This window comes from Cognaticolwellia mytili (assembly GCF_002104475.1).
Classification (GTDB): Bacteria; Pseudomonadota; Gammaproteobacteria; order Enterobacterales; family Alteromonadaceae; genus Cognaticolwellia; species Cognaticolwellia mytili.
Genome location: NZ_NBOF01000003.1, coordinates 478,617 through 503,286, shown reverse-complemented (window position 1 = coordinate 503,286; position 24,670 = coordinate 478,617). Strand labels below are relative to the sequence as shown.

Below are 24,670 nucleotides of genomic sequence, written 5' to 3'. Positions count from 1 at the left end.
CCTTAACTTGCTTTTGATGTTGATTTTAATTCAAATTTTGGTGGATGTAGACCAATTTCTCTGGCTTGTTCTACCAACGCCATAATGTCTTCTACTTCTAATTTGCGAATATTATCAAGGTCACTAACCTTTGAAAGCATGAAGTAAACAGGTTGTAGAATATCAATTCGATATTGAGTTCTAAGTACGTCTAATACATCAAGCGTCTTTCTCTCAACGTGTTTGTCATTTAGCGCGTATTCTGTTTCAGTTGGTGAAGATAAAATACCACCACCATATACGCGCAAACCGTCTGGCGTATCGAGCAAGCCAAATTCAACGGTAAACCAATATAATCTTGCTAAAAATACTCTATCTTCTTTTGAAGCGTTTAAGCCCATTTTTCCGTAAGCTTGCGTGTAATCAGCAAATGAAGCGTTGGTTAATAATGGACAGTGACCATATATTTCATGAAAGATATCAGGCTCTTGCAGGTAATCGAACTCTTCACGAGAGCGAATAAACGTCGCTACAGGGAATTTTTTTTCAGACAATAACCGGAAAAACTCACCAAAACCGATAAGTGCTGGCACAGGTTCACAATTCCAGCCCGTTTCAGCCCTTAAAACTTCACTGACTTCTTCAAGCTGTGGAATTCTATCTATTGGAAGGTTTAGCTTTTCTAAACCTGCTACAAATTCATCACACGCAGTGTTTTTAACTGTTGATAACTGACGTGTTAGCAATTCTTGCCAAATCTTATTTTCTTCTGCAGACCAAGCAATAACACCCTGTTCATCTGCAACTTTGGAAACGTATTTAGTCGCTTTTCCCATTTTCTTAACCTTATATTAATATCAATTTATTGTTAATTTTATTTTGATATTGTTGAGCTAATTTTGTTGCCTCATACTAAGGCAACAAGGGTAGAAAAAGCACGACTTTCAAATCGACTGTTTTTTAAGCAGACCTTGAGAGTGTAAAATTTGTGTTACATTAAAATGTACAAAAGATATTTTTTACTAACAATATCAGGCCATTATTTTTTTGAAATGATTAACGTTTGCACCTGATTAACAATTTTTTGTCGAACTTGACCAAGCTTAGGCGCATCACCATCAAAAGGAATAGGTCGACACATATGCATAGCCTTTAGGCCTAACCTGGCCGTTAACATTCCGGCGCCAAGCCCTTGTGCCATGCGCGCAGATAACTTTCCTAACAATTCTGCCCCCAGTAAGTCTGCCCCTAAATCAGCAACTAATTCACTTGCACCAGCATAAGCCATATTAAAAATAACTTGCTTGATTAATTTTACTCGACTCCAGTAACCTAACTTAAGTCCGTATAACGCCGCTATTTTATTCACCAAGCGTAAGTTTCGCCATAGCATGATTAGCATATCGATGATAGCAATTGGGCTTAATGCCACGAGCACAACCGATTCAGTTGAAAACTTAGCTATTTCTGCCATTGCTTTTTGGTCAACTTTTGAGAGTACATGACGAGAATAAAGCTGCATTATTTCAGCTTCATTGAATTCTTCAACATTAAGCTCCTGCCACTTACCTTGGTCATGCTCAGCTAAATCAATCGGTAAACGTTTAGTTAGTTTTTCACAAAATATTGCCGCGGAAATGTTGCCATCGTCATTGATAATATCATGAGCTTGTTGTTGCAATGTTTGCTGATGCTTAAATTGCCTTAAGCCAGAAAGCTCACGCCAAACAGCTCGGCCACAAACAACAGACAGCCCAAGCAATAATGCACCATATAAGCCGGCGACAATTGGCGATTGACTAAAGCCAGTGATAAAAAATTGAACCGTTTCAATACCGACTAAAGTGGCGAATACCGCGGCTATTCCTCGCCAAAGCCATCGAGGTTTTTTAGCCTCTACAAGCATGTTTTCAATACTCACTTCAGGCTGTTCATCCGCAAGCCAATCACGTTCGTCGACGATTATTTGTGGAGTATTAGCTTTTATTGCATTATCGGTAATTTCAACTTCATCAAATAATATTTGCTGTTGATATTTTTCATCTAACTCGTTCATTTTAATTTATCTCCAAGCAAAAATTGTAAAACTTGATCCATACGTAGATGACTCAAACACTCATCTATATTTGCTGACTCTGCAGGTGCAAAGGTGATGTAATTGAATGCTTGCTGTTGCCAATATTCAGCGTTAGGTATTGCAGCTGGCACAGTACCCGGAAATAAGGTTATTTTTTTATCATTACTCAATTGTCGTCCCTGTATTACAGGAATATCTTTCCCCTGATAATGGCTTTTGCCAACTTTAGTTGCTTTAACAGAGGCTAATGCCAATGTTTTCATCTTGATGGTATCAAAATTCAGTACTTGCTTAGTTTGATAAACAAGCTTATTCAATAATGACACCAAATTATGGTGCTGTTCAGGTGTCACGTGATCAGCCTTTGTGGCGGCAAATAATAAGCGATCAATTTTGGGCGAAAACAGTCGAGACAGTAAGCTCGATTGACCATATTGAAAACTTTTCATAATCATCGCCATGGCATTTTGTAAATCATCAAAACTTTCAGAACCATTATTTAGCGGCGTTAAACAATCAGCTAAAACAATTTGTCGATCAAAATTAACAAAATGTTCTTTATAGAAGCGGCGGATCACCCGCTCTTTATATTCAATATAACGGGCACGTAGCATACCAATATAACAGTCGTCATTCGCATTTTGGTAATCATTGCCATCGATATTATCAAAGTCAACAAACGGGAAGAATTGCAATATCGGAGCATCTTCTAATTCACCCGGCAGAATAAACCGCCCTGGCTGAATAACTGAAAGCCCTAAATTATGACGGTAATGCAACAACAGTTGAGTATATTCTTGCGACAGCTGTGCAAGTACATTCTCATCAACAGGAGCAAATGGGTCAAAAGTTTTAAGCTTTTCAATAAAACTCTGAGCTTTTTCAGCTCTAGGTGATTGCTTTAATAAAGCCGCCATTTGCTGCGACCATTCTTCATAGGTTTGCGATAACATGGGTAGGTCGAGTAACCATTCCCCCGGATAATCGGTAATATCTATATATAACGTTGCTGCTTCCGTGGCATATTTAAGTAAAGATTCTTTCGGCTGATAGCGAATAGCAATGCGCAACTCACTTATACCGTTAGTCGGCTCTGGCCATTTAGCTGGTGACTGACATAACGCATTCATTGCGCCATCGTATTCAAAACGAGGTATATGCAAATGTTTTTGTGGTACGCGCTTCGCCGCGATATAACGGCCTTGATGAACAACGTTAAAAAAACTTAACTGTGAGTTGCTGCCTTCATTAAGTAATTGATTGACCATTGAGGTTATAAAGGCGGTTTTGCCACTACGACTAAGCCCCGTTACCGCTAAAGTAACATGTTGGTCAATTGAGCGATTAAGCAAGTCGCCCGCTTTTTGCTTTAGTTTTTCTAATTGTTTTTTATTAATGAGTGCCATGTATAACTGCTATATTGGTTCGTTGATTTTCTTGCGCGATAAATACTTAAAATGCGCTGAATGAAATTGTTCAAACGGAATACTACGTGATTTGATGTTAGCGGTTTTTCTAATTAGGTTACAGCACTTTATCAAGCAATATTTTAACAACTTACACTTTATCTTTTCTAATTAACGACAGAAGGTTTTAGGGAAAAATGCATTAATAAACATAGTTACAACTGATATTTCTAGCCGATTTCTTTGGCGAATGTTATTCACAAACACGGTATTATGATAAAGTATACGAACAGAAAAAAAGCGGCTAAGCCGCTTTTTCTTAAAGTTTATTAATTTCTCTAGAAACCGTAAACTCTGGCGATGTTACATAGTGCTCCATCACTCTTAATTCACGCTCTAGGGTTTTAAACTTACGCCTAATATCATGAAACGCTTGTTTAGGCGGTTCTCCTGCTTGCCAAATACGCGACTTCACTTTAATCGACTCATTCTCAAATTGCTCACCACCACTTTGTTGCTGCGGTTCATGTTCTTGAGTTGGCGCATGATGGCCTGTTTGATTTCGTTGTGCATTGCGTTTGGCATTTGCTGCACTACCGGCTTTTTTATCTAAAATAAACCAAGCAGCGATGTAGATTACAATAAACCAACCCATACCTAGCAACACACCTGAAACTACTAAAATACGTACTAACCAAGTTTCCCAGCCAAAATAGTCTGCAATACCTGCACAAACTCCAGCTAGCTTTCCTTGGCTCGTATTTCTATATAACTCACCTCGGCATTTGTTGGTCATACTTTATTTCTCCATTCGGGAGTTTCCGCATCTAAAATAGCTTCTAAGGTTTTAATTCTATCGGCCATTTTATCTGCTAACTCAGACAGTTCGGACAGTTGAACATACTCTTCTTCACTGAAACCTTGGCTAATTTGACGTTTGCTTCGGTAATGTAATATCAACCAAATAGGTGCTACTACTATCATAAATATAATGACTGGAGCGACGATAATCTCTTCCATAATACTTCCCCTTAATTTGCACCTAATTCAGGTATATGCTGTTAACGTATGCTTATTTATTTTCTTTATTAGACTTCATTTTAGCTTTCAATTGGGCTAACTCATCATCAACCTTTTCATCTGATGCTAAATCAGCAATTTCGTCTGCTAATGATTTACTGCCCATATCATACGATTCAACTTGTGCTTCAATATCATCAATTTTACGCTCGTAGCGGTCAAACCGACTTAGCGCATCATTTACACGGTCGCTATCAATATTCTTTTTCACTTTTAAGCGTGAACTTGCCGTTTTCTCTCTCATGATAATAGCTTTTTGACGAGATTTTGCATCAGCAAGCTTTTCTTGCAATTGAGATATTTCATCTTGCAGTTTAGATATATGCTCTTCAACATGCCCTAATTCATCACGCAAAGCGTCAGCACTCTCAACACACTTTTTCTTTTCCATTAATGCTGCACGAGCCAAATCATCACGACCTTTACTTAACGCAAGTTCAGCTTTTTCTTGCCATTGAGTTGCATCGGCTTCAAAGCGACTTGCTTGACGTGCTAAATCTTTCTTATCTGCTAACGTTTTCGCTGATGAAGAACGAACTTCAACTAACGTGTCTTCCATTTCTTGTATGATCAAGCGCACCATTTTTGCAGGATCTTCTGCTTTATCTAATAAGTTGTTGATATTAGAATTAATGATATCTGTGAACCTTGAAAAAACACCCATAATTACTTCCTCGTTCAATAGTTTGCTTAAATTGTCTTGTTATTTACTATTCACGTTCTAAGCCATGTTTTCAAAAACACATAAAACATTGTAAATTAAAGGAATATTATTAATTAAAAAAACACTTCTATCTAAGCTATTAATAAAATACACTATTTGTTAGTGAAATAAACCAATTATTGGGTCAGTAAATGACACGTTTTAAGCAACAAGATAATCTCATTGGTCAATCCAACAGTTTTTTAGAAGTACTTGAGCAGATTTCACAAATTGCTCCTTTAAGCAAACCTGTACTTATTATAGGTGAACGAGGCACAGGTAAAGAGCTAGTCGCCGCCCGTTTGCACTACTTATCAAAACGTTGGGATCAAAATTATTTAAAGCTTAATTGTGCCGCGTTAAATGAAAACTTACTGGAAAGTGAGTTATTTGGTTATGACAGTGGCGCTTTTACGGGCGCCAGCAAACGTCATGAAGGACGATTTGAACGTGCTGATAACGGCACCTTGTTTCTTGATGAAATTGCGAATACCACAGGCTTAATACAAGAAAAACTCCTCAGAGTGGTCGAATATGGTGAGTTTGAACGCGTAGGTGGTTCTAGAACCATTAAAACTAATGCTCGATTAATTGCCGCCACTAATGAAGATTTACCCTCAATGGCTGAAGCGGGTGAGTTTCGCGCAGATTTACTCGATAGATTAGCATTCGATGTTATCACCTTGCCGCCATTACGTGAACGCTTAGACGATATATTAGTGCTTGCTGAGCACTTTGCTATTAACATGGCGCGAGAATTAGAGTTTGAACTTTTCAGTGGTTTCACCGAAAAAGCCAAACGCGCATTATTAGAATATCACTGGCCAGGAAATATTCGTGAACTTAAAAACGTGGTTGAACGCAGTGTTTATCGCTGTAACAACCCGCACTTACCTGTACATGAACTAGTGATTGACCCATTTGAATCACCATATCGACCGTCGAAACGTATAAAAACTCAAGATCGCATCGTTACAGGTCCAGCTGTACCAGTAGCTAATGTAGATAATACAACTGCCGAAGCTCCAACTAAAGTTGAGCAAATAATACAGCCATTAGCCAGCACTTTTGAGTTTCCATTATCATTAAAGAATTTATCACAGAACTATGAGGTCGATTTGATCAAGTCTGCCTTAGCTAATTGCCAATATAATCAAAAGAAAACCGCAGACGCACTTGAATTGACCTATCATCAATTAAGAGGTTACTTAAAAAAATATAACCTGCTTGATTCTAGTGGTGCTGAAGAAGAATAAATAGCTATGTCCTATTCAAAATTTTCATACTTTTTGTCATTAATAGCATTTTCAACACTATTTGGCTGTGACACAAATGAAACGCTGTTATTGAGCGAAAAAAGCATTATTTATTGTAGTGAAGGCGCGCCAGAAAGTTTCAATCCTCAATTGGTAACGTCTGGCACCACTATCGATGCAACATCAAACCAATTGTACAATCGTTTGATTGAATTTGATCCGAATGACAACTCCATTATTCCTGCAATAGCTAAATCATGGCACGTAACACGCGATGGTAAAATGGTGACTTTTTATTTACGCAAGGACGTCAACTTTCACCAAACAGCTTATTTTATTCCAACCAGAGCACTAAATGCTGATGATGTATTGTTCAGTTTCAATCGTATGCTTGACCCTGTGAATGAATATCATGAAGTGTCTGGTGGTAAATATCCATTTTTTCAAAATGCCCAATTAGATGATTTAATTGAGAGTGTTGAGAAAATAAACGACCACACCGTTCGTTTTAAATTGTCACAACCTGATAGTTCTTTTCTCGCGAATATTGGTGGCAACTCAGCGGTTATTTTATCAAAAGAATATTCAGAACATTTAATCGAACTAAATGCTATGCAAGAAATTGATATGTTTCCCATTGGCACCGGCCCTTTTAAATTCAAGCAATACAGTTCAGGGGCTTTTATTCGCTTTGAACCACATTCAAAATATTGGCAAGAACAATCACAGCTCAAACAGTTAGTTTATGACATTACGCCAAGAGATACTGGGCGTTTAACAAAACTTTTAGCCGGTGAGTGCGATGTTATTGCTTACCCTATTGCCCATGAAAAAATTAAGCAGCATCCTGGCTTGGCTTTAGAGTCAGTCACCTCATTTAATGTCGGCTACTTTGGCTTTAACACCACTAAGCCGCCATTTGATAACCCATTGGTTAGAAAAGCAATATCTTACGCGATAAATAAGCAAGCAATTCTTGAAACGGTATATACTGGCCAGGCAGATATTGCCAATGGCTTGATCCCAAATTCATCATGGGCTTATGACGACACTATTGAAAGCCAAGAATACTCAATTTCAAAAGCACAAAGTTTACTGGCTCAAGCGGGTTATCCAGATGGTTTTGTAATGGACTTGTGGGCAATGCCAGTGCAACGCGCTTACAACCCAGATGCGGTCACCATGGCTAAACTTATTCAAGCCGATTTGCAAAAAATTAGCATTAAAGTAGATATTGTTTCTGATTACGAATGGTCAACGTTTTTGCGAAAAATATCTGAAGGTGAGCATCAAAGTGTTTTGCTCGGTTGGTCAGCTGACCATCCAGATCCTGATAACTTTTTCTCTACATTACTCAGTTGCGTGTCGTCAGTAACAGGCAGTAATAGAACCTTTTGGTGTAACCAAGACTTTGACCAACTTATTCAAAGTGCCTTACAAACAGATAACATTAATAGTCGTAAAGCGCTCTACTCAAAAGCACTTAAGCTAATTAATGAAGAAGTGCCACTGATACCCATTGCGCATTCAAAAAGATACCAAGCAAGAGCAAACTCAGTGAATGGCAAGCTTTTACGCTCTATTGGCGGTATAGACTTCAATGGAGTAACAAAAAACTAATATGTTTATTTTTACGTTACGTCGCTTTAATTTATTCTTTTTCACTATGTTGCTATTAACTATTTTGTCTTTTAGCTTAAGTTTTTTATTCCCTGGTGAGCAACTAGTCAATTTAACAGGTCAAATTAATGCAACACCAGAACAGTTGGCTGTTTTAGCAAATGAATATCAGCATCAAGCTGGCTTTATTACCCAGTACTTTAACTATGTTAGTCATTTATTTCACGGTGATATGGGCTATTCAATGGCAAGCCACCTGCCCGTTGCCACTGAAATTTTTAACCGCTTACCTGCGACCATTGAACTTACTAGTGTTGCACTATTAGTCGCAATGTTTGTCGGAATTCCTATTGGATTTTTTGCCGCTATTTATCATCGTAAAACACCTGATAATATTATTTTGGGCGTTGCCATGATTGGTTATTCTGTGCCAGTTTTTTGGCTAGGAATACTGGCGATATTAGTCTTTTCTATACAGTTAGGTTGGCTACCCTCTGCAGGGCAAATTAGTCTTTTATTTGAAATTGAACATGTCACAGGCTTGCAACTTATTGATATTTTGCTAAGTGATAGTCCATACAAATGGCAGGCTTTTATTGATGCAACTCGTCATCTTATTTTACCGGTGATAGTTGTCGCACTTGCTCCAGCTACTATATTTATGCGCTTGGCACGTACGGCAATGCTTGAAGTATTGGAAACTCACTATATTAAAGCGGCAAAAGCAAAAGGATTAACCTTTTGGCAGATCATATATCGACACGCGATGCGTAATGCTTTTATAAAGGTTATTCGTGACGTTGGTTTACAATTTGCCAATCTAGTAACAATTGCAATGGTAACTGAAGTGATATTTAGTTGGCCGGGCATCGGGCGCTGGTTAATTGAAAGTATTTATCAACGAGATTACACAGCTATTCAAGGCGGCTTAATTGTTCTATCAACTTTTATCTTTATTGTTCATATTATTATCGACTTTGTTTATGCTGCCCTTAACCCATTAGCTCGGGAGCCCCGTCATGGCGCGTGATAAAATATACCAAGAAGAGGAGTTTCCAACACCGCTAATGCAATTGTGGCATAACTTTAAGCAACCACCAGTTGTTGTCATTGGTTTTGGTTGTTTTCTGTTTTTAATTGTTCTGGCAATATTATCCAGTTTAATTACTCCCTACTCACCAGTCGAAAACCATTTAAATGATTTATTGCTTCCCCCTGCATGGAGCAATGACGGTAATGTGAGCTTTCTATTAGGCACTGATAATCTTGGTCGAGATATGCTCTCTCGTTTAATTCATGGTACATCGTTAACTTTTGGCTTAAGTATAATCGTTGTTATGGCATCGTTAATTATCGGAGTGATTATTGGCTCGCTATCGGCCTTAACTAAGGGGGTTAAATCGAGCTTTCTTAATCATTTTCTTGACGTTATTTTATCAATCCCGTCCTTGTTATTAGCAATTGTTATTGTCGCTATACTTGGCCCCGGTTTAGAGAATACCTTATGGGCTATCATCATGGTTTTAATCCCGCAATTTGTCCATATTACTCGTAATGCAGTCAAAGAAGAGTTCACAAAAGATTACGTTTTAGCCTCACGATTAGACGGCGCGAACTCTTTTCGAATTCTACGCTATTCTGTATTTCCCAACATCATCGAAAAACTTATCAGTCAAGCAACATTAGCTCAATCCGCAGCCATTCTTGATATTGCCGCTTTAGGTTTTTTAGGGCTGGGTGCCCCAATTCCAATGCCAGAATGGGGGGCAATGTTAGCCAACGGCATCGACTTATTTTATATCGCCCCTTGGACGGTTTACCTGCCAGGTTTAGCTATTTTATTTTCGGTTATCGCAACGAACTTAGTTGGTGAAGGCATGCGCCATGCCCTGAAAGTGCGCAAGGAAAACTAATGAATTTAATTGATATTCGTAATCTTTCAATCGAACTTCAAACAGCTACTAAACCAATATTAGCCGTTGACCGCGTTAACCTAACCATGAAAGAAGGTGAAGTGCGTGGGCTAGTGGGTGAGTCAGGCTCTGGAAAGTCACTTTTGGCACAAGCAATTGTTGGGGTATTAGATGATAAATGGAAAGTGGATGCTGACCGCTTTCATTGGCGTGGCCAAGATCTCATGCGTTTATCGCCCGAAGAACGAAAGGTCATCATTTCCAAAGATGTTGCGATGATATTTCAAGAACCTATGGCTTGCTTAGATCCAACAACGACTATCGGCGAACAATTAGAAGAGGCGGTTGATACTGAGCAACTTACCGGATTTTTTTGGCAAAAAAGGCAACAACGAAAACAAGCCGCGATTACGTTGTTGCATAAAGTTGGTATCAAAAAGCATGAAGTGTGTGTAAAAAGCTTTCCCCACCAACTTACTGATGCGCTATGTCAACGTGTAATGATAGCAATGGCGTTAGCACGTCGCCCTATTTTGCTCATTGCAGATGAGCCGACAGCGGCGATGGAAAGTACCAATCAAGGGCAAATATTTCGATTGTTGGCCAGCCTTAATCAGCTTAAAAATATGTCAATATTATTAATCAGCCACGACTTAGAAAATGTCACTCATTGGACTAATTCAATTACGGTAATGTACAGTGGGCAGTTTGTTGAAGCGGGTACAACAGAGCAAATATTTAGTCAACCGTATCATCCGTATACTCGCGCACTAGTCGATAGTAGCCCAAAAGCCAACATGCAAATTCCAAGTAAGTCACGCTTGATGACATTACCTGGCAGCATTCCAGTTTTACAGCATTTACCCATAGGCTGTCGATTGGGACCGCGTTGCCCTCGAGCACAACAAAAATGTGTACGGGCGCCTAAAATTAAAAACTTTCATAGTCAGCAAGTCAGTTGTCACTTTCCTTTGAAGGATAATTATTCATGAGTAAAGTGCTATTACAAGTTATCAATCTCAGTAAAAGTTACAAAGATAAAAATTATTGGTTAAATCGTAAAAGTGTTGCCGCATTAGCACCAATATCATTTGATATTATGGCCCATAAAACTTTAGCTATTGTTGGCGAAACAGGCTCAGGTAAGTCTACACTTGCAAAGCTTCTTGTTGGTGCTGAGTTACCGACAACAGGCCATATTCGTCTGAATGGGCAAACATTAGAGCCTGGAAATTTTAAACAACGTTGTCAGCATGTGCGAATGATATTTCAAGACTCTGGTACAACCTTGAACCCTAGTTTGACTATCGAGCAATTACTTGATGAACCCTTGCAGCTCAACACTGACTTGGATGAAGCGGCCCGCCATCAGCTGATAAGAGGGACATTACAAAAGGTTGGTTTGTTAGCAGATCACATGAGTTTTTACCCGCATATGTTTTCTGGTGGCCAGAAACAGCGTATATCACTAGCTCGTGCCATTATATTAAAACCTCAAGTAATTATTCTTGATGAAGCACTTGCATCACTTGACCCCTCTTTACGTTCTCAAATGATCAATCTACTGCTAGATTTACAACAACAAATGGGCCTTGCTTTTATTTTAATTTCGCACAACCTAGGGATTGTTAGACACTTTAGTGATGAAATGATTGTGCTGTGTAAGGGTGAGGTGTTAGAAGTAGGAAAAACCAACGAAATATTGCAGCAGCCTAAACATAAATACACTAAAAAACTAATAATGAGTCAACACTTTCAATTATTGCACCGATAAATTTGGCGGCTAAATTTCTAAAGCAGCTAGCTAAGAGCTAGATAGCGTTCAAAAACGTTGCACCGAAGACGTGAGATATATCTAATGTAATCAATGCTACCTCTAGCATGAAGAATCGATAATGTTTGAACGTTGGTTATCGTCACTATACTCAATTGCGTGCTATGGCCCCTGGCACCCTCAGAACCTACCCACAACCTCAGCACTATAGCTAAGCTATCAATGCATGTATGTTAGCTAAAGTAAGCGATGTAGCATTCTAGGTATTAACATCTGCAATTATTGTTATTTTCATTAAAATAAAGCTCGAATGCTATTACGATAACAAATACCATCAGAGAGCCTCTTCAATGACTTAGAAAACAAAAAACCAGCCTATTGGCTGGTTTTAAAATGCGACATTAGCTGTCTATAACTTTGATCAACTCACTTTAAAAAAGTGTGCTAACTAATATTGTGATGTAGGTGCTGCCACTTCGCGACGAATGATTTCAGCATCAGTTTTCAATGATTCTACATAACTTAAGTAAGCAGCTTGAGCTAACTGTTGTGTTAATTGCTGCGTTAAATTTGGAGAGCTTTTAGCTTCACCAACATTTACCGCTTGTACTTCTAATACGGCTAAATCACCATTACTTAAATTCACGGTTGCAGCAGATACTCCACTTTCACTTGGTCGAGGTAATTTAAACGCTTCACGCGCTAAGCTTGCATCTAAGCCACTACCAACTCGAGTAACAGCAGTTTTAGCTTCCATCGTTGCGCCAATCGCTGATAATTGCTCAGTGATATCATTACCTGACTTAAACGCAATTAATAACTCATCAGCAACTGTTTGTGCTTTTTCAGAGGCTTTTTGCGCAATCAATATGTTTTTAATTTGCATCGTCACTTCTGCAAGCGGCTTTACGTTCGCTTCTTGGTATTCATTTAAGCGCAAAACTATCGCTAAACTATCATTTACTTCAATAATATCAGAGTTTAATTGTTCACTAAGTACGATATCTGAAAATGCAGCTTCAATTGCTGTACTACCGTTAAATGGTTCTACATTTGAACCGCGTGTTAACCAATCAGAAGTTTTAACAGTAGCGTTAATCACACTAGCGGCGTCTTCTAAGCTATCAGGAAATTCAAAGCTTAAACGAGCAACTTCTTGTTGAAGCTCAAAAAACTTATCTTGTGCTTTTTCGCTTTTAGCTTCAACAATTAACGCTTCTCGCACGTCAGCTAAACTTTGTACTTTCTCTGCTTTATAGTCAGTTAGTTTAATGATGTGAAAACCAAATTCAGTTTTAACCACTTCACTAACACTACCAACTCCTGACAATGCAAATGCAGCATTATCAAACGCTTCATCCATAACACCTGCTTCAATCCAGTCTAAATCACCACCATTCTCGCCACTGAAAGTGTCTGCAGAGTTTTCTGTCGCAAGTGTTGCGAAATCTTCACCAGCATTAACTTTAGCAAGTAATGCTTCTGCAGATGCTTTAGCTTGTGCTTCATCATCACCAAATTCAACCAAAATATGAGCAACACGACGCTGCTCATCATCACGGTAACGACTAATGTTGTCATTATAATAAGCTTCAACATCAGCATCGGTTAATGAAACTGTCGCTGCAATATCATTTACATCTAGCGAAATATAGTTAACCTTTACTTTTTCTTGATTTTCAAAGCGCGATTTATTAGCTAAATAATATTGATTAATTTCTTCTTCACTCAATTCAATATCAGCTTTAAATTGTTCGGAAGTAATAGTGGCAAATCGAATATCACGATGCTGATTTTGCAACGTAGTAAACATACCTTCTTGGTAAGGTAGGCTGAACTCACTTGACACCAAAGCTTGTGTTAATTGGCGACGTATCATTTCAACACGTAAATAATCACGGAAATCTGATGATTGATAAAAACCAGCTTGATTGATCATCGCCAAATAACGATTGTTGTCAAAGGTTCCATCTACTTGGAATTCAGCCATGTTACGAATAGTATCTTTAATTCGCTCATCGGCTACGCGAATAGCTAAAGCATCTGAATTTTGATCAACAAGTTTTTGGTTAATTAAGTTATCTAATACGCCCTGACGAAAATTACTCATGTAACTTGCATCTGCTGAAAGCGTTTCAAACATATCACCAAACTGCTGCGCCATGCGATTACGCTGCGCTTGATAAGCTTTATTGAACTCATCTTGTGATATTTTTTCGCCATTTACATCAGCTACTGACGTATCAACTGAGTTACTATAGCTACCAATACCGGCTACGGCGAAAGTTAAAATAATAAAACCAAGAATAATCTTAGCGGTTAATCCTTGAGAGCTTTCTCGAATATCTTCTAACATCTTTATCTCTTTACACGAGGGAGTTGTACTTTCCGGGCGACTTTAGTTGCAATATTTATATACCGCTATTTTACCAGAAAATAGCATTTTGCTTTGTTACAACGCGATAATTGTACAAATTAACATCGAGTTTAACTAGGCTACTTTACTATGTTATAGGCTTAAAAGTCGCAATTTGAACGGGCATGTTAGCCCAATAGTTATCAAAATGAAACTCTTTTACTATCACGATGAAATAACGGTTAAATATGCAGCAAAATCTCCCCTTACTTCTCTATTTATATGCTTTAATACTCCCACTTTATATTTAATATAAAAAAGAGTAAGTCATAAAATATGGCTTACTCTTGATAGTTAATTCTTAGTGGCATTACGCTAAAGCGTTTATAGACCCTAATTGCACAATTGAATAATTCATTTAGAAGCAAACATTGTTAATAAAACTACTTCTTATTTAATATATCGTCTAAATTAGCTTGTTCTTTAGAAGAAAGGTCTAGCTCATTATCTTTAATTTTAGTACGTCTTCTTAGTACAAAAACTACGCCTACCGCAAAGCTTAATAATATTGCCAATGGGCCAAACCAAAGTATATAAGTTTGCTTTTTCAATTGAGGACGATATAAAACAAAGTCGCCATAGCGATACACCATAAAATCAATAATTTCCTGATCCGTCTGACCTTCTTGCAATAAGTTGTATAGGTTTTTACGCAAATCGACCGCTATTTTTGCATTTGAATCCGCAAGGTTCTGGTTTTGACATTTCGGGCAACGTAATTCTTTTGATAGCACTTGAAAGCGTAATTTTGTTGCTTCATCCTTAAACTTAAATGTTTCGACAGGACCGGCGGCTGCATTCGCACTCCATAAGACACTTAACAACAAAACACTCAACACTAAGCGTAAAAAACGCAATAAGCTTAAAGCTGTGTTATTGATATTAGCTTGCATGGTTAATTGCATATTACGCTCCCTGCGCCATTTCTGCTTCAATTACTTCAATCAAAGGCAGAAATTCTTTCTTCCAAATCATATCATTGATCGGGCCCGCGAATCGCTTGCGAATAATACCAGTGTGATCAATAACAAAAGTTTCAGGAGCACCAAATACGCCAATATCTAAACCTAACGCACCTTGCTCATCAAAAATTGAAAACACATATGGGTCCTTATATTCTTTTAACCACTGTATCGCCGAACTATGCTCATCAGTAAAGTTGAGACCGTACAATTTAACTCGTGGATTACGAGATATATTAAGCAAATAAGGGTGTTCATATTTACATTGAATACACCATGTTGCCCAAACATTAAGCAGAACGATATTGCCTTTAAGGTCATCTCTGCCTACTTGCTTTTGTGTTGCTTTTAACATCGGCATTGTAAAATCTGGCAAAGGCTTACCTATCATTGCTGATGGCATAGCTTGTGGATTTAAAAACAATCCTCTGTATAACAACACACCCAATAGAACAAATAAAATTAATGGTATAAAACGGATAATACTTTTCACTAATTTAAGCCTCTTGTAAAACTGAAGGGTTAATTTGATTTTGTTTATGCTCAGCTGCGAGAACACGCTTACGGTAACGCTTACTTAAAATAGCCAACAAGCCACCTAATGCCATAAAGAAGCCACCTAACCATATCCACACAATAAATGGTTTATAATATAAACGCATTGACCAAGAGTTTTGCCCTAATGGGTCACCTAAGGCAACATAAATATCACGCCATAACGTTGTATGAATGCCAGCCTCTGTCATCCCCATTGTTTGCACTTTATAAGTACGTTGTTCAGGATTTAGCAAAGTCACAAATTCGCCATCTAAGGAAACATTAATTTGCCCTTGTATTGCTGTATAATTTGGACCGACAACATTTTTTGTACCCGCAAACTCAATGCTATAACCAGATAAATCAACAGACTCTCCCGGTGACATTCTAACATTTACTTCATGTTCGTAACTTGACACCATAGTCACACCAATAACGGTTACAGCAATTCCCGCATGCGCAACAGCCATACCTATATGGTTTAATGGTACTGCCGAAAATTTCCAACGTCCATCTGCTTGTTTAGCATTATTGAAGAGATCTTTTAAAACCGCCAATGTGATCCAACAGCCTAATGTCATACCAACAAAGACCATAAAGTTAAATTCACCACCGAACATAAACGGCCAAGCAGCACCAAACAAAACACTGAAGATAGAAATTAGATTTAAATGCTTAGATAACTCGCCCTTACGTGCCTTTTTCCATCGAATAAGAGGTCCAATGCCCATAAAAACAAATAACGCTATCATCATAGGAATAAATACCGCATTAAAATATGGCGCACCAACAGATATTTTTCCCATACCCAGAGCATCAATAATAAGCGGGTATAAAGTGCCGATTAAAATAGTTACCGTGGCTGTCACTAATATCGACATCGCGATTAAAATTGTGTTTTCACGCGAATACGCAGTAAAACGACTTGGACTACTAACATTAGTTGCCCGAAGTGCGTAAAGAGTTAATGAACCACCAACAGCTAAAGCAAGTAAAATCAGTAAGTAAAAACCTCGTCCTGGATCAACAGCAAATGAATGTACCGAGGTGATGACTCCTGAACGAACCAAAAAAGCGCCTAATAAGTTCAACGAGAAAGTAAATATCGCCAGTAATAATGTCCAGTGCTTAAAAGTATTACGTTGCTCTGTCACAGCTAGCGCATGAATTAACGCAGTACCAGCAAGCCAAGGCATAAATGAAACATTTTCTACCGGATCCCAAAACCACCAGCCACCCCAGCCAAGTTCATAGTAAGCCCACCAGCTGCCTAGTGCGATACCAATAGATAAGAATGACCATGCAGCAACAGTCCAAGGGCGCGACCAACGCGCCCACGCTGCATCCATTTTACCCGACATCAAAGCAGCAATTGCAAAAGCAAAAGCGACAGAAAAACCAACATAGCCCATATACAACATTGGCGGATGAATAATTAAACCAATATCTTGTAGCAATGGATTTAAATCTCGCCCTTCCATTGGAAAGTTAGGTAATAAACGTTCAAAAGGATTTGAAGTCAATATGGTAAATAAAATAAAACCAACAGCAATCATGCCCATAACGGCTAACACGCGCGCAACAAATTCCCGCTCTAATTGTTTACTAAAAACACCTACAGCAAACGTCCATGCAGTTAAAGCAAATACCCAAAACAGCATTGAACCTTCGTGTCCGCCCCAAACAGCACTAATTTTAAAGTAATAAGGCAATAAACTATTCGAGTGATTGGCGATATATTTAACTGAGAAATCATCAACCGTGAAACTATAGGCTAATAAGCAAATACTAATAGTTAAAAATAGAAACAAACCAAAACTCAAAGGTTTGGCACTGTTTATCAGTTGTTGATTATTCTGCGCTACGCCAATTAGCGGTACGATGCTCAAACATAAAGCAAACGCTAATCCGATAATGAGGGCGAAATGGCCGAGCTCTGGGATCATGATAATTCCTGTCAATTAATGTCAAAACATTATAGCGCTAAGTCTAACTAACTTTACTTAGTGATCACTAGTTTCAAGTCAAATATTATGTAACTAAGTCATGTCGAAAATATTATTTAAATCAGTTTTCGGCATTTATTCTTCAAAACGACTACTGCACTTGAGTCGATATTTCCATTGTTAATGCGTCTTTTTGTATTGTCGCAATATCAAGTAATTCTGCTTTAAAATCGCCAGGCTTAATACCTACGCTACCTTTCATAGAAACAACCGCATAAACACTTACTCTGTCAACACTACTTAATTTCATTTGTTGCGTCATTGCTTGCGAGTCATCTAAGGTGATACTAGTCGGTAAATCGCTGGCTTTGATTTTCACTGCCGCTAACGGCATACGTGGTCCATTGGCCGCAACCGCATAAATAAAGACTGTCTTATCTTCACTATTCATCAACACTTCTTGCACATTTGGCGCTAAAGCAACGTTAACAACTATTCGCGGTAATGAATCATCAACAACACTTTCTACTCCAGAAGCTGCCATTTCGCCACTAATACGCATTTGGTTTTTAGCTTCTTCAACCGCTCCTGTTAGGGCTTGGACACTAATACCTGGACGACCGCTATTTAATACAGTTTCCCAATATTTTACCGCATTAGCAAAGTCGCTGTTACTAAAGCTATCCATGCCCAATAAAATATTTGTCGATGCATCTAAGGCATCAAGTGCAAGGGCTTTATCAATAACAATCTGTATTTCACTATTGATACGCTGATCATTTTTGTAGTACATAGCTTGAGCTTTTGGCCCTAGCAATTCAGCATATTCTCCAACTTCTTCCATAACGGTGTCAAACGCTTTGATAGCACTGTCAAACTCACCAGCAGATATATATGCTTGACCTAGACTAAACCATGCTTGGGTATTTTTCGGGTTTTTCTCTACATCAGCTTCCAGTTGTTGTAAACGCACCGCGAGCATTTGCTCAGGTGGTAATTGGCCATGTGGATCTTCGTTCAACGCCATTGGTGAACTAAGTTGTGGATAAGCGCCAAAAGTCATATAGGTGGATAAACTCAAGCTGATAATCGCGAGTCCAATAGCAAGTGGCCACAGCATTGATCGTCTTTGATTCATTTCTGCTTGTGCTTGATTAGGATCAACATCTTGTACAAGCGTTTTATCTAACTCAGCTTTTAGCTGAGTATAGCTTTCTTGTTCAATACTACCTTCAGCCAAGTCATTTTCTAAATTAGCCAAATGTTCATGATAAAGAGTGACATTAGTTTCTTGACGGATGTTGGTGTTTTCTGCACCAATAGTATTTTTAGGAGCCGCAAAAATTCGCCATACAATGAGTAATGCAATCACTATAAAAAATAGCATTGCCAGCCAGAATGTAGTCATAATAATTAATTTATACCTATGATTATCAAATAAAACGCTTCTAAAATGCTTGGCGAAACGGAATAACACTGCTCAACACGCATTGCTAGTTTACGCGATGCAAGGTTAACAACTCTGTGACATTTTTCCTAGTTATACATTGTAATAATGCTTATCTATAACTAAGAAGTATTATTACTTTCAACCATCAAAGTTCTTATTGCTTCGTTTTTGCAATGTTAACTCTAAAGTGAGCGTAATATAACACTAAAATGCTATCGTGCTAACGTCTCTTGTCTAGCTTCAACGTAAAGGTTGACCGAGGTCAAAATTAGTAAATATGATTTAAGTCACAGGAATACTATTAAGAAGAAAATGGGGAAGTAGTGAAATATTTATGTCGATGTCTAATGCGGAAGGTGTTGATGATATATGTATTCACGTTATAAAAACAATTAAGCCGCTATAAAGCGGCTTAATTTATAATCTTCAGCAAAGGCTAAGATTAGTTACATGCATCTTTAAGTGCTTTACCAGCTTTAAAAGATGGAATTTTAGCTGCTGCGATTTCAATAGTCGCACCAGTTTGTGGGTTGCGACCAGTGCGTGCAGCACGGTCACGTACTGAGAAAGTACCAAAACCAACTAATGCAACTTGCTCGCCGCCTTTTAACTCTTCTGTAACTGCTTCGATAAATGAATCTAACGCGCGGCCAGCCGCAGCTTTAGAAATGTCAGCACCAGCAGCAATCTTCTCGATTAATTGAGATTTATTCACAGTGTATTCCCCTTCAATTGTTATTATTCAGCGCTATCTCATGTTTTAGCGTCCTGCGGAAACTTTTATACCAAGCTTCTTTTTGAACATCAAGCACTGAGTTAAAGAAAACTAAAAATATTGAAAATTATTTTTATCTTTACTAAAGCCCCTTATGTATATGGGCTCTAGCGTTATCAGCGTCATTAACTTACCATAGTTTCAGCGTTTGAAAAGCGTTAATTGCGTTTTTTTCAAACTTTTTACTATTTTTTTCAATTTTTCGGCAGAAAATGTCGCTTTTCCACTCATCTAGCTACCTAATTGCCATTTATCAACAGGATGCTCTAAAGCTAATGCAAGTACCTCATCAACCCATTTAACAGGATGAATGGCTAAGTCAGCTTTAACATTGTCTGGAATTTCTTTCAGATCACGTTCATTATCTTTAGGAATAACAACCGTTTTAATGCCGCCACGATGAGCCGCTAATAGCTTTTCTTTCAAACCACCAATAGCAAGTACCTCACCACGTAAAGTGATCTCCCCCGTCATAGCAACATCAGCTTTTACAGGGTTACCAGTTAAACTTGATACCAAAGCGGTACACATACCAACACCAGCACTTGGTCCGTCTTTAGGCGTAGCCCCTTCAGGAACATGAACATGAATATCACGTTTTTCATGGAAATCTTCATTAATGCGTAGTTTTTCAGTGCGACTTCGAACAACAGTCATCGCCGCTTGAATAGATTCTTGCATAACATCACCAAGAGAACCTGTGTAGCTAAGCTTCCCTTTACCAGGTACTGAAGCTGTTTCTATAGTTAATAATTCACCACCAACTTGCGTCCACGCTAGGCCTGTAACTAAACCAACTCGATTTTCGTCATCTGCTTTACCGTAATCGAAACGCTGGACACCAAGATAGTCAGATAGGTTATCTTGATTAATCATAACCTGCTTTATATCTTTTTCTAGTAAAATGGCTTTGACAGCTTTGCGACATAATTTAGAAATTTCACGTTCTAGCGCACGAACACCCGCTTCACGAGTGTAATATCGAATAATGCCGATAATGGCGCTATCTTCAATGGTAATTTCTTTACTCTTTAAGCCATTACGTTCAATTTGTTTATTAACTAAATGGCTTTTGGCAATATTTAGCTTTTCGTCTTCGGTATAACCAGATAGACGAATCACTTCCATACGGTCAAGCAATGGCCCAGGAATATCCATACTATTAGATGTAGCAACAAACATCACATCAGATAAATCATAATCAACTTCGAGGTAATGGTCATTGAAACTGCTGTTTTGCTCTGGATCTAGCACCTCTAATAAAGCGGAGGCAGGATCACCTCGCATATCGGAGGCCATTTTATCGATTTCATCAAGTAAGAATAGTGGGTTTTTAACCCCTACTTTGGCAATTTTTTGAATTAACTTGCCCGGTAATGAGCCAATATAAGTTCTTCTATGACCACGAATTTCAGCCTCATCACGTACACCGCCCAATGCCATACGAACGTATTTACGACCCGTTGAATGCGCAATAGACTGCCCTAGAGAGGTCTTACCAACGCCAGGAGGTCCAACTAAACATAAAATTGGCCCTTTTAATTGACTAACACGTTGCTGAACGGCCAAATACTCTAAAATGCGCTCTTTAACTTTATCAAGACCGTAATGATCTTTGTCTAAAACTTCTTGTGCAAGCTTAAGGTTACGCTTCAACTTACTGCGCTTTTTCCAAGGTACGCTGATCATCCAATCAATATAACTGCGAACTACCGTTGCTTCTGCTGACATTGGTGACATCATTTTCAGCTTTTTCAATTCCGTTAAGGTCTTTTCTTTGGCTTCTTTTGGCATTTGAGCTGCTTCAATTTGCTTTTCAATTTGCTCAACTTCGTTAGTGCCCTCTTCATCATCACCTAATTCTTTTTGAATCGCTTTCATTTGCTCATTCAAATAGTACTCGCGTTGACTCTTTTCCATTTGCTTTTTAACGCGAGTACGAATTTTTTTCTCAACTTGCAATAAGTCGATTTCACCTTCCATTAACGCCATTAAAAATTCAAGACGTTCTGACACATTAATGATTTCAAGCACTTTCTGCTTATCAACTAGCTTTAATGGCATATGTGCAGCCATGGTATCAGCCAACTGTTCAGCATCATCAATACCTGAAACAGAGGTTAATACTTCTGGTGGAATTTTTTTGTTCAGTTTTACATAGCCTTCAAACTGAGATATAGCTGAACGAATTAACACTTCAGTACTATCGTCAGGTTCGCCTTCTACACTTAGATAGGTTGCATTAGCTGTAAAGTATTCTTCAGTTTCAACAAACTCACTAATACTTGCGCGTCGTGCTCCCTCAACTAGCACCTTAACAGTACCATCAGGCAATTTAAGCATTTGTAAAATAGTAGCAATGGTACCTGTTTGATACAGGTCATCTTGTGTCGGGTCGTCAACTGCAGCATCTTTTTGAGCAACAAGAAAAATTTGCTTATCGTTTTCATTGGCAATATCTAAACAGCGAATCGATTTTTCGCGACCAACAAATAATGGGATCACCATTTGCGGATAGACAACAACATCACGCAAAGCTAATACGGGAATTTCAACTACGCCAGATAACTCTTTAGTCATTGGTTACTCTCTCGGTGAATAGTATGATGTGATTACAAGGATATGTATTTGTATATGGGGCGTTTGATATTACTTTCAACTGATGAACAAAAAAAAGTGGCGTTAATCATCAAGACTAACGCCACTTTATATTACTTTATCACTAAACCGAGTAGGTTTATGCTCTAATCGTTACTCGGAAGACGCTTTATCTTGTTGCGTTTCATAAATAATAATCGGTTTTGACTCACCTTTAATAACGGTTTCATCTACAACAACCTTTGCAGCATTTTCCATTGAAGGCAGTTCATACATTGTTTCAAGTAATACACTCTCAACAATAGAGCGTAAACCACGAGCTCCCGTTTTGCGAACCATAGCTTTATGAGCAATCGCTTTTAACGCATCATCTCTAAACTCAAGTTCCACTTTTTCCATATCAAAAAGAGCGGTAAATTGCTTAGTTAAGGCATTTTTTGGTTCTTGCAGAATCTGAATAAGTGCCGCTTCGTCTAATTCTGTTAATGTTGCAACAACGGGTAAGCGACCAATAAACTCAGGGATCAAACCATACTTAACTAGATCTTCAGGTTCTACATCCTGAAAACGCTGAGTTAAGGTCTTTTCATCATCTTTACCACGAACCGTCGCACCAAAACCAATCCCTGTACCGGTATGAGAACGTTGTTCAACAACCTTATCAAGACCGGAGAATGCGCCGCCACAAATAAATAAAATTTTAGAGGTATCAACTTGCAAGAACTCTTGCTGTGGATGCTTACGACCCCCCTGAGGTGGTACAGAAGCAATCGTACCTTCAATCAATTTCAATAATGCTTGTTGAACACCTTCACCAGACACGTCACGTGTGATTGATGGGTTATCAGACTTACGTGAAATTTTATCAATTTCATCAATGTAAACAATACCACGCTGAGCTTTCTCAACGTCGTAGTCACATTTTTGTAATAACTTCTGAATAATGTTTTCAACATCTTCACCAACATAACCTGCTTCAGTTAATGTTGTTGCATCTGCCATGGTAAATGGCACATCAAGTAAGCGTGCTAATGTTTGCGCTAATAGTGTTTTACCACTACCTGTTGGGCCAATAAGTAAAATATTACTTTTACTTAATTCAACCCCATTATGAGAGTCGCCGTTACGCAAGCGTTTGTAATGATTATACACCGCTACCGCGAGAACTTTTTTGGCGTGCTCTTGCCCGATAACATAGTCATCTAAGCTTTCACGAATTTCAATTGGCGTTGGTAAGCTTTCTTTATCTTGCTTAGGCGCAATTTCTTTAATTTCTTCTCGAATAATATCGTTGCAAAGCTCGACACATTCATCACAAACAAAGACTGAAGGACCAGCAATTAACTTGCGTACTTCATGCTGACTTTTACCACAAAATGAGCAATACAGTAACTTACCGTCATCACCGTCACCTGTTTTCATATCGGTCATACGGTACCTCTAATATTTAAATTTTTTACAAACTGTTTTTAACACTAATAGTCATTAGTATTTCACAAATCGCGTAAATAACAACGCGAGTAACGAAGAAGATCGCTATTTATCGATTCTTTGTTCTAATATGGCATCAACTAGGCCATATTCAACTGCACTTTCTGCACTTAAGAAGTTATCACGGTCAGTATCTTCAGATACTTTATCTAATGGTTGCTCAGTGTGCTCAGCCATTAGGCGATTAAGTTTTTCTTTAATGTACAAAATTTCTTTAGCATGAATTTCAAAATCGGACGCTTGACCTTGGAAGCCACCTAGTGGTTGGTGAATCATAACTCGAGCATTTGGCAAACAGTAACGCTTGCCTTTTTCACCGCCTGATAGAAGGAATGCGCCCATGCTAGCCGCTTGGCCAATACATACAGTACTAACGTTTGGCTTAATGAATTTCATGGTATCATAAATAGCCATACCCGCAGTAACTGAGCCACCTGGCGAGTTAATGTATAGGTAAATATCTTTATCTGGGCTTTCTGATTCTAAAAACAGCATTTGCGCAACAATTAAGTTCGCCATATGGTCTTCAACTTGACCACAAAGGAAGATAACACGTTCTTTTAGTAGTCTTGAATAAATATCGTAAGAGCGCTCACCTTTTGCGGTTTGCTCAACAACCATAGGTACTAAAGCACTTTCGGTAATACTGGTTAAATCGTGAGAATTATTGTGAGAAGTAAACAACTA

21 protein-coding genes are annotated in these 24,670 nt (G+C 38.3%); 6 read left to right on the top strand and 15 right to left on the bottom strand.

What is annotated here, in order from left to right; all coding sequences use genetic code 11:
* Window positions 1-2: 2 nt before the first annotated feature.
* The 6 genes from phhA to pspA form a co-directional block, all read right to left on the bottom strand.
* Window positions 3-815 carry a phenylalanine 4-monooxygenase gene (gene phhA, locus B7C41_RS11770; RefSeq protein WP_085299109.1) on the bottom strand — a complete coding sequence of 271 codons (813 nt, stop codon included), beginning with the start codon at window positions 813-815 and terminating at the stop codon, window positions 3-5.
* A 203-nt stretch (window positions 816-1,018) separates the two neighbouring features.
* Window positions 1,019-2,035 carry a YcjF family protein gene (locus B7C41_RS11765; RefSeq protein ID WP_085299108.1) on the bottom strand — a complete coding sequence of 339 codons (1,017 nt, stop codon included), beginning with the start codon at window positions 2,033-2,035 and terminating at the stop codon, window positions 1,019-1,021.
* Window positions 2,032-3,462, bottom strand: coding sequence for a YcjX family GTP-binding protein (locus B7C41_RS11760; protein ID WP_085299107.1), 1,431 nt, complete (start codon window positions 3,460-3,462; stop codon window positions 2,032-2,034). The genes B7C41_RS11765 and B7C41_RS11760 overlap by 4 nt, the downstream gene beginning before the upstream one ends.
* Window positions 3,463-3,781: 319 nt before the next feature.
* Window positions 3,782-4,258, bottom strand: coding sequence for an envelope stress response membrane protein PspC (gene pspC / locus B7C41_RS11755; RefSeq protein WP_085299106.1), 477 nt, complete (start codon window positions 4,256-4,258; stop codon window positions 3,782-3,784).
* Window positions 4,255-4,482, bottom strand: a complete 228-nt coding sequence (pspB, locus tag B7C41_RS11750) for an envelope stress response membrane protein PspB (RefSeq protein ID WP_085299105.1) — start codon at window positions 4,480-4,482, stop codon at window positions 4,255-4,257. The genes pspC and pspB overlap by 4 nt, the downstream gene beginning before the upstream one ends.
* 52 nt (window positions 4,483-4,534) lie before the next feature.
* A complete protein-coding gene (gene pspA, locus B7C41_RS11745) occupies window positions 4,535-5,206 on the bottom strand; it encodes a phage shock protein PspA (protein WP_085299104.1) in 672 nt (223 codons plus the stop codon).
* 191 nt (window positions 5,207-5,397) lie between these two features.
* Here pspA and pspF point away from each other — a divergent pair, with 191 nt between their 5' ends.
* From pspF to B7C41_RS11715, 6 genes are read left to right on the top strand one after another with little or no spacing between them, the layout of a single operon-like run.
* Window positions 5,398-6,501 carry a phage shock protein operon transcriptional activator gene (pspF, locus tag B7C41_RS11740; protein WP_085299103.1) on the top strand — a complete coding sequence of 368 codons (1,104 nt, stop codon included), beginning with the start codon at window positions 5,398-5,400 and terminating at the stop codon, window positions 6,499-6,501.
* A 6-nt stretch (window positions 6,502-6,507) separates the two neighbouring features.
* The gene (locus tag B7C41_RS11735; RefSeq protein ID WP_085299102.1) at window positions 6,508-8,121 is read left to right on the top strand and encodes an ABC transporter substrate-binding protein; all 1,614 of its coding nucleotides are present in this window, start codon (window positions 6,508-6,510) and stop codon (window positions 8,119-8,121) included.
* A 1-nt stretch (window position 8,122) separates the two neighbouring features.
* Window positions 8,123-9,151: an ABC transporter permease gene (locus B7C41_RS11730; RefSeq protein WP_085299101.1), complete on the top strand. Its 1,029-nt coding sequence runs from the start codon at window positions 8,123-8,125 to the stop codon at window positions 9,149-9,151.
* The gene (locus tag B7C41_RS11725; protein WP_085299100.1) at window positions 9,141-10,034 is read left to right on the top strand and encodes an ABC transporter permease subunit; all 894 of its coding nucleotides are present in this window, start codon (window positions 9,141-9,143) and stop codon (window positions 10,032-10,034) included. The genes B7C41_RS11730 and B7C41_RS11725 overlap by 11 nt, the downstream gene beginning before the upstream one ends.
* On the top strand, window positions 10,034-11,026 hold the full coding sequence (locus B7C41_RS11720) for a peptide ABC transporter ATP-binding protein (protein ID WP_085299099.1): 993 nt from the start codon (window positions 10,034-10,036) through the stop codon (window positions 11,024-11,026). The genes B7C41_RS11725 and B7C41_RS11720 overlap by 1 nt, the downstream gene beginning before the upstream one ends.
* Window positions 11,023-11,808 (top strand): ATP-binding cassette domain-containing protein, encoded by a 786-nt coding sequence (locus B7C41_RS11715; protein WP_085299098.1) that lies wholly within the window; start codon window positions 11,023-11,025, stop codon window positions 11,806-11,808. Before B7C41_RS11720 ends, B7C41_RS11715 begins: the two co-directional genes overlap by 4 nt.
* A gap of 448 nt (window positions 11,809-12,256) precedes the next feature.
* Here the strand turns inward: B7C41_RS11715 and B7C41_RS11710 are convergent, their stop codons facing one another.
* The 9 genes from B7C41_RS11710 to clpP all read right to left on the bottom strand — a co-directional run bounded on the left by B7C41_RS11710 (window position 12,257) and on the right by clpP (window position 24,628).
* Window positions 12,257-14,164 carry a SurA N-terminal domain-containing protein gene (locus B7C41_RS11710; RefSeq protein WP_085299097.1) on the bottom strand — a complete coding sequence of 636 codons (1,908 nt, stop codon included), beginning with the start codon at window positions 14,162-14,164 and terminating at the stop codon, window positions 12,257-12,259.
* Window positions 14,165-14,607: 443 nt separating this feature from the next.
* The gene (locus B7C41_RS11705) at window positions 14,608-15,129 is read right to left on the bottom strand and encodes a cytochrome c-type biogenesis protein (protein ID WP_235839697.1); all 522 of its coding nucleotides are present in this window, start codon (window positions 15,127-15,129) and stop codon (window positions 14,608-14,610) included.
* Window position 15,130: 1 nt separating this feature from the next.
* A complete protein-coding gene (locus tag B7C41_RS11700; RefSeq protein ID WP_085299096.1) occupies window positions 15,131-15,679 on the bottom strand; it encodes a DsbE family thiol:disulfide interchange protein in 549 nt (182 codons plus the stop codon).
* A 4-nt stretch (window positions 15,680-15,683) separates the two neighbouring features.
* The gene (locus B7C41_RS11695) at window positions 15,684-17,669 is read right to left on the bottom strand and encodes a heme lyase CcmF/NrfE family subunit (RefSeq protein WP_085299095.1); all 1,986 of its coding nucleotides are present in this window, start codon (window positions 17,667-17,669) and stop codon (window positions 15,684-15,686) included.
* Window positions 17,670-17,820: 151 nt separating this feature from the next.
* The gene (gene ccmI / locus B7C41_RS11690; protein WP_085299094.1) at window positions 17,821-19,077 is read right to left on the bottom strand and encodes a c-type cytochrome biogenesis protein CcmI; all 1,257 of its coding nucleotides are present in this window, start codon (window positions 19,075-19,077) and stop codon (window positions 17,821-17,823) included.
* A gap of 484 nt (window positions 19,078-19,561) precedes the next feature.
* Window positions 19,562-19,834: a nucleoid-associated protein HU-beta gene (hupB, locus tag B7C41_RS11685; RefSeq protein WP_085299093.1), complete on the bottom strand. Its 273-nt coding sequence runs from the start codon at window positions 19,832-19,834 to the stop codon at window positions 19,562-19,564.
* A gap of 291 nt (window positions 19,835-20,125) precedes the next feature.
* The gene (gene lon / locus B7C41_RS11680; protein ID WP_085299092.1) at window positions 20,126-22,474 is read right to left on the bottom strand and encodes an endopeptidase La; all 2,349 of its coding nucleotides are present in this window, start codon (window positions 22,472-22,474) and stop codon (window positions 20,126-20,128) included.
* A 171-nt stretch (window positions 22,475-22,645) separates the two neighbouring features.
* On the bottom strand, window positions 22,646-23,923 hold the full coding sequence (gene clpX / locus B7C41_RS11675; protein ID WP_085299091.1) for an ATP-dependent protease ATP-binding subunit ClpX: 1,278 nt from the start codon (window positions 23,921-23,923) through the stop codon (window positions 22,646-22,648).
* A gap of 105 nt (window positions 23,924-24,028) precedes the next feature.
* Window positions 24,029-24,628: an ATP-dependent Clp endopeptidase proteolytic subunit ClpP gene (clpP, locus tag B7C41_RS11670; protein WP_268875404.1), complete on the bottom strand. Its 600-nt coding sequence runs from the start codon at window positions 24,626-24,628 to the stop codon at window positions 24,029-24,031.
* Window positions 24,629-24,670 lie beyond the last annotated feature (42 nt).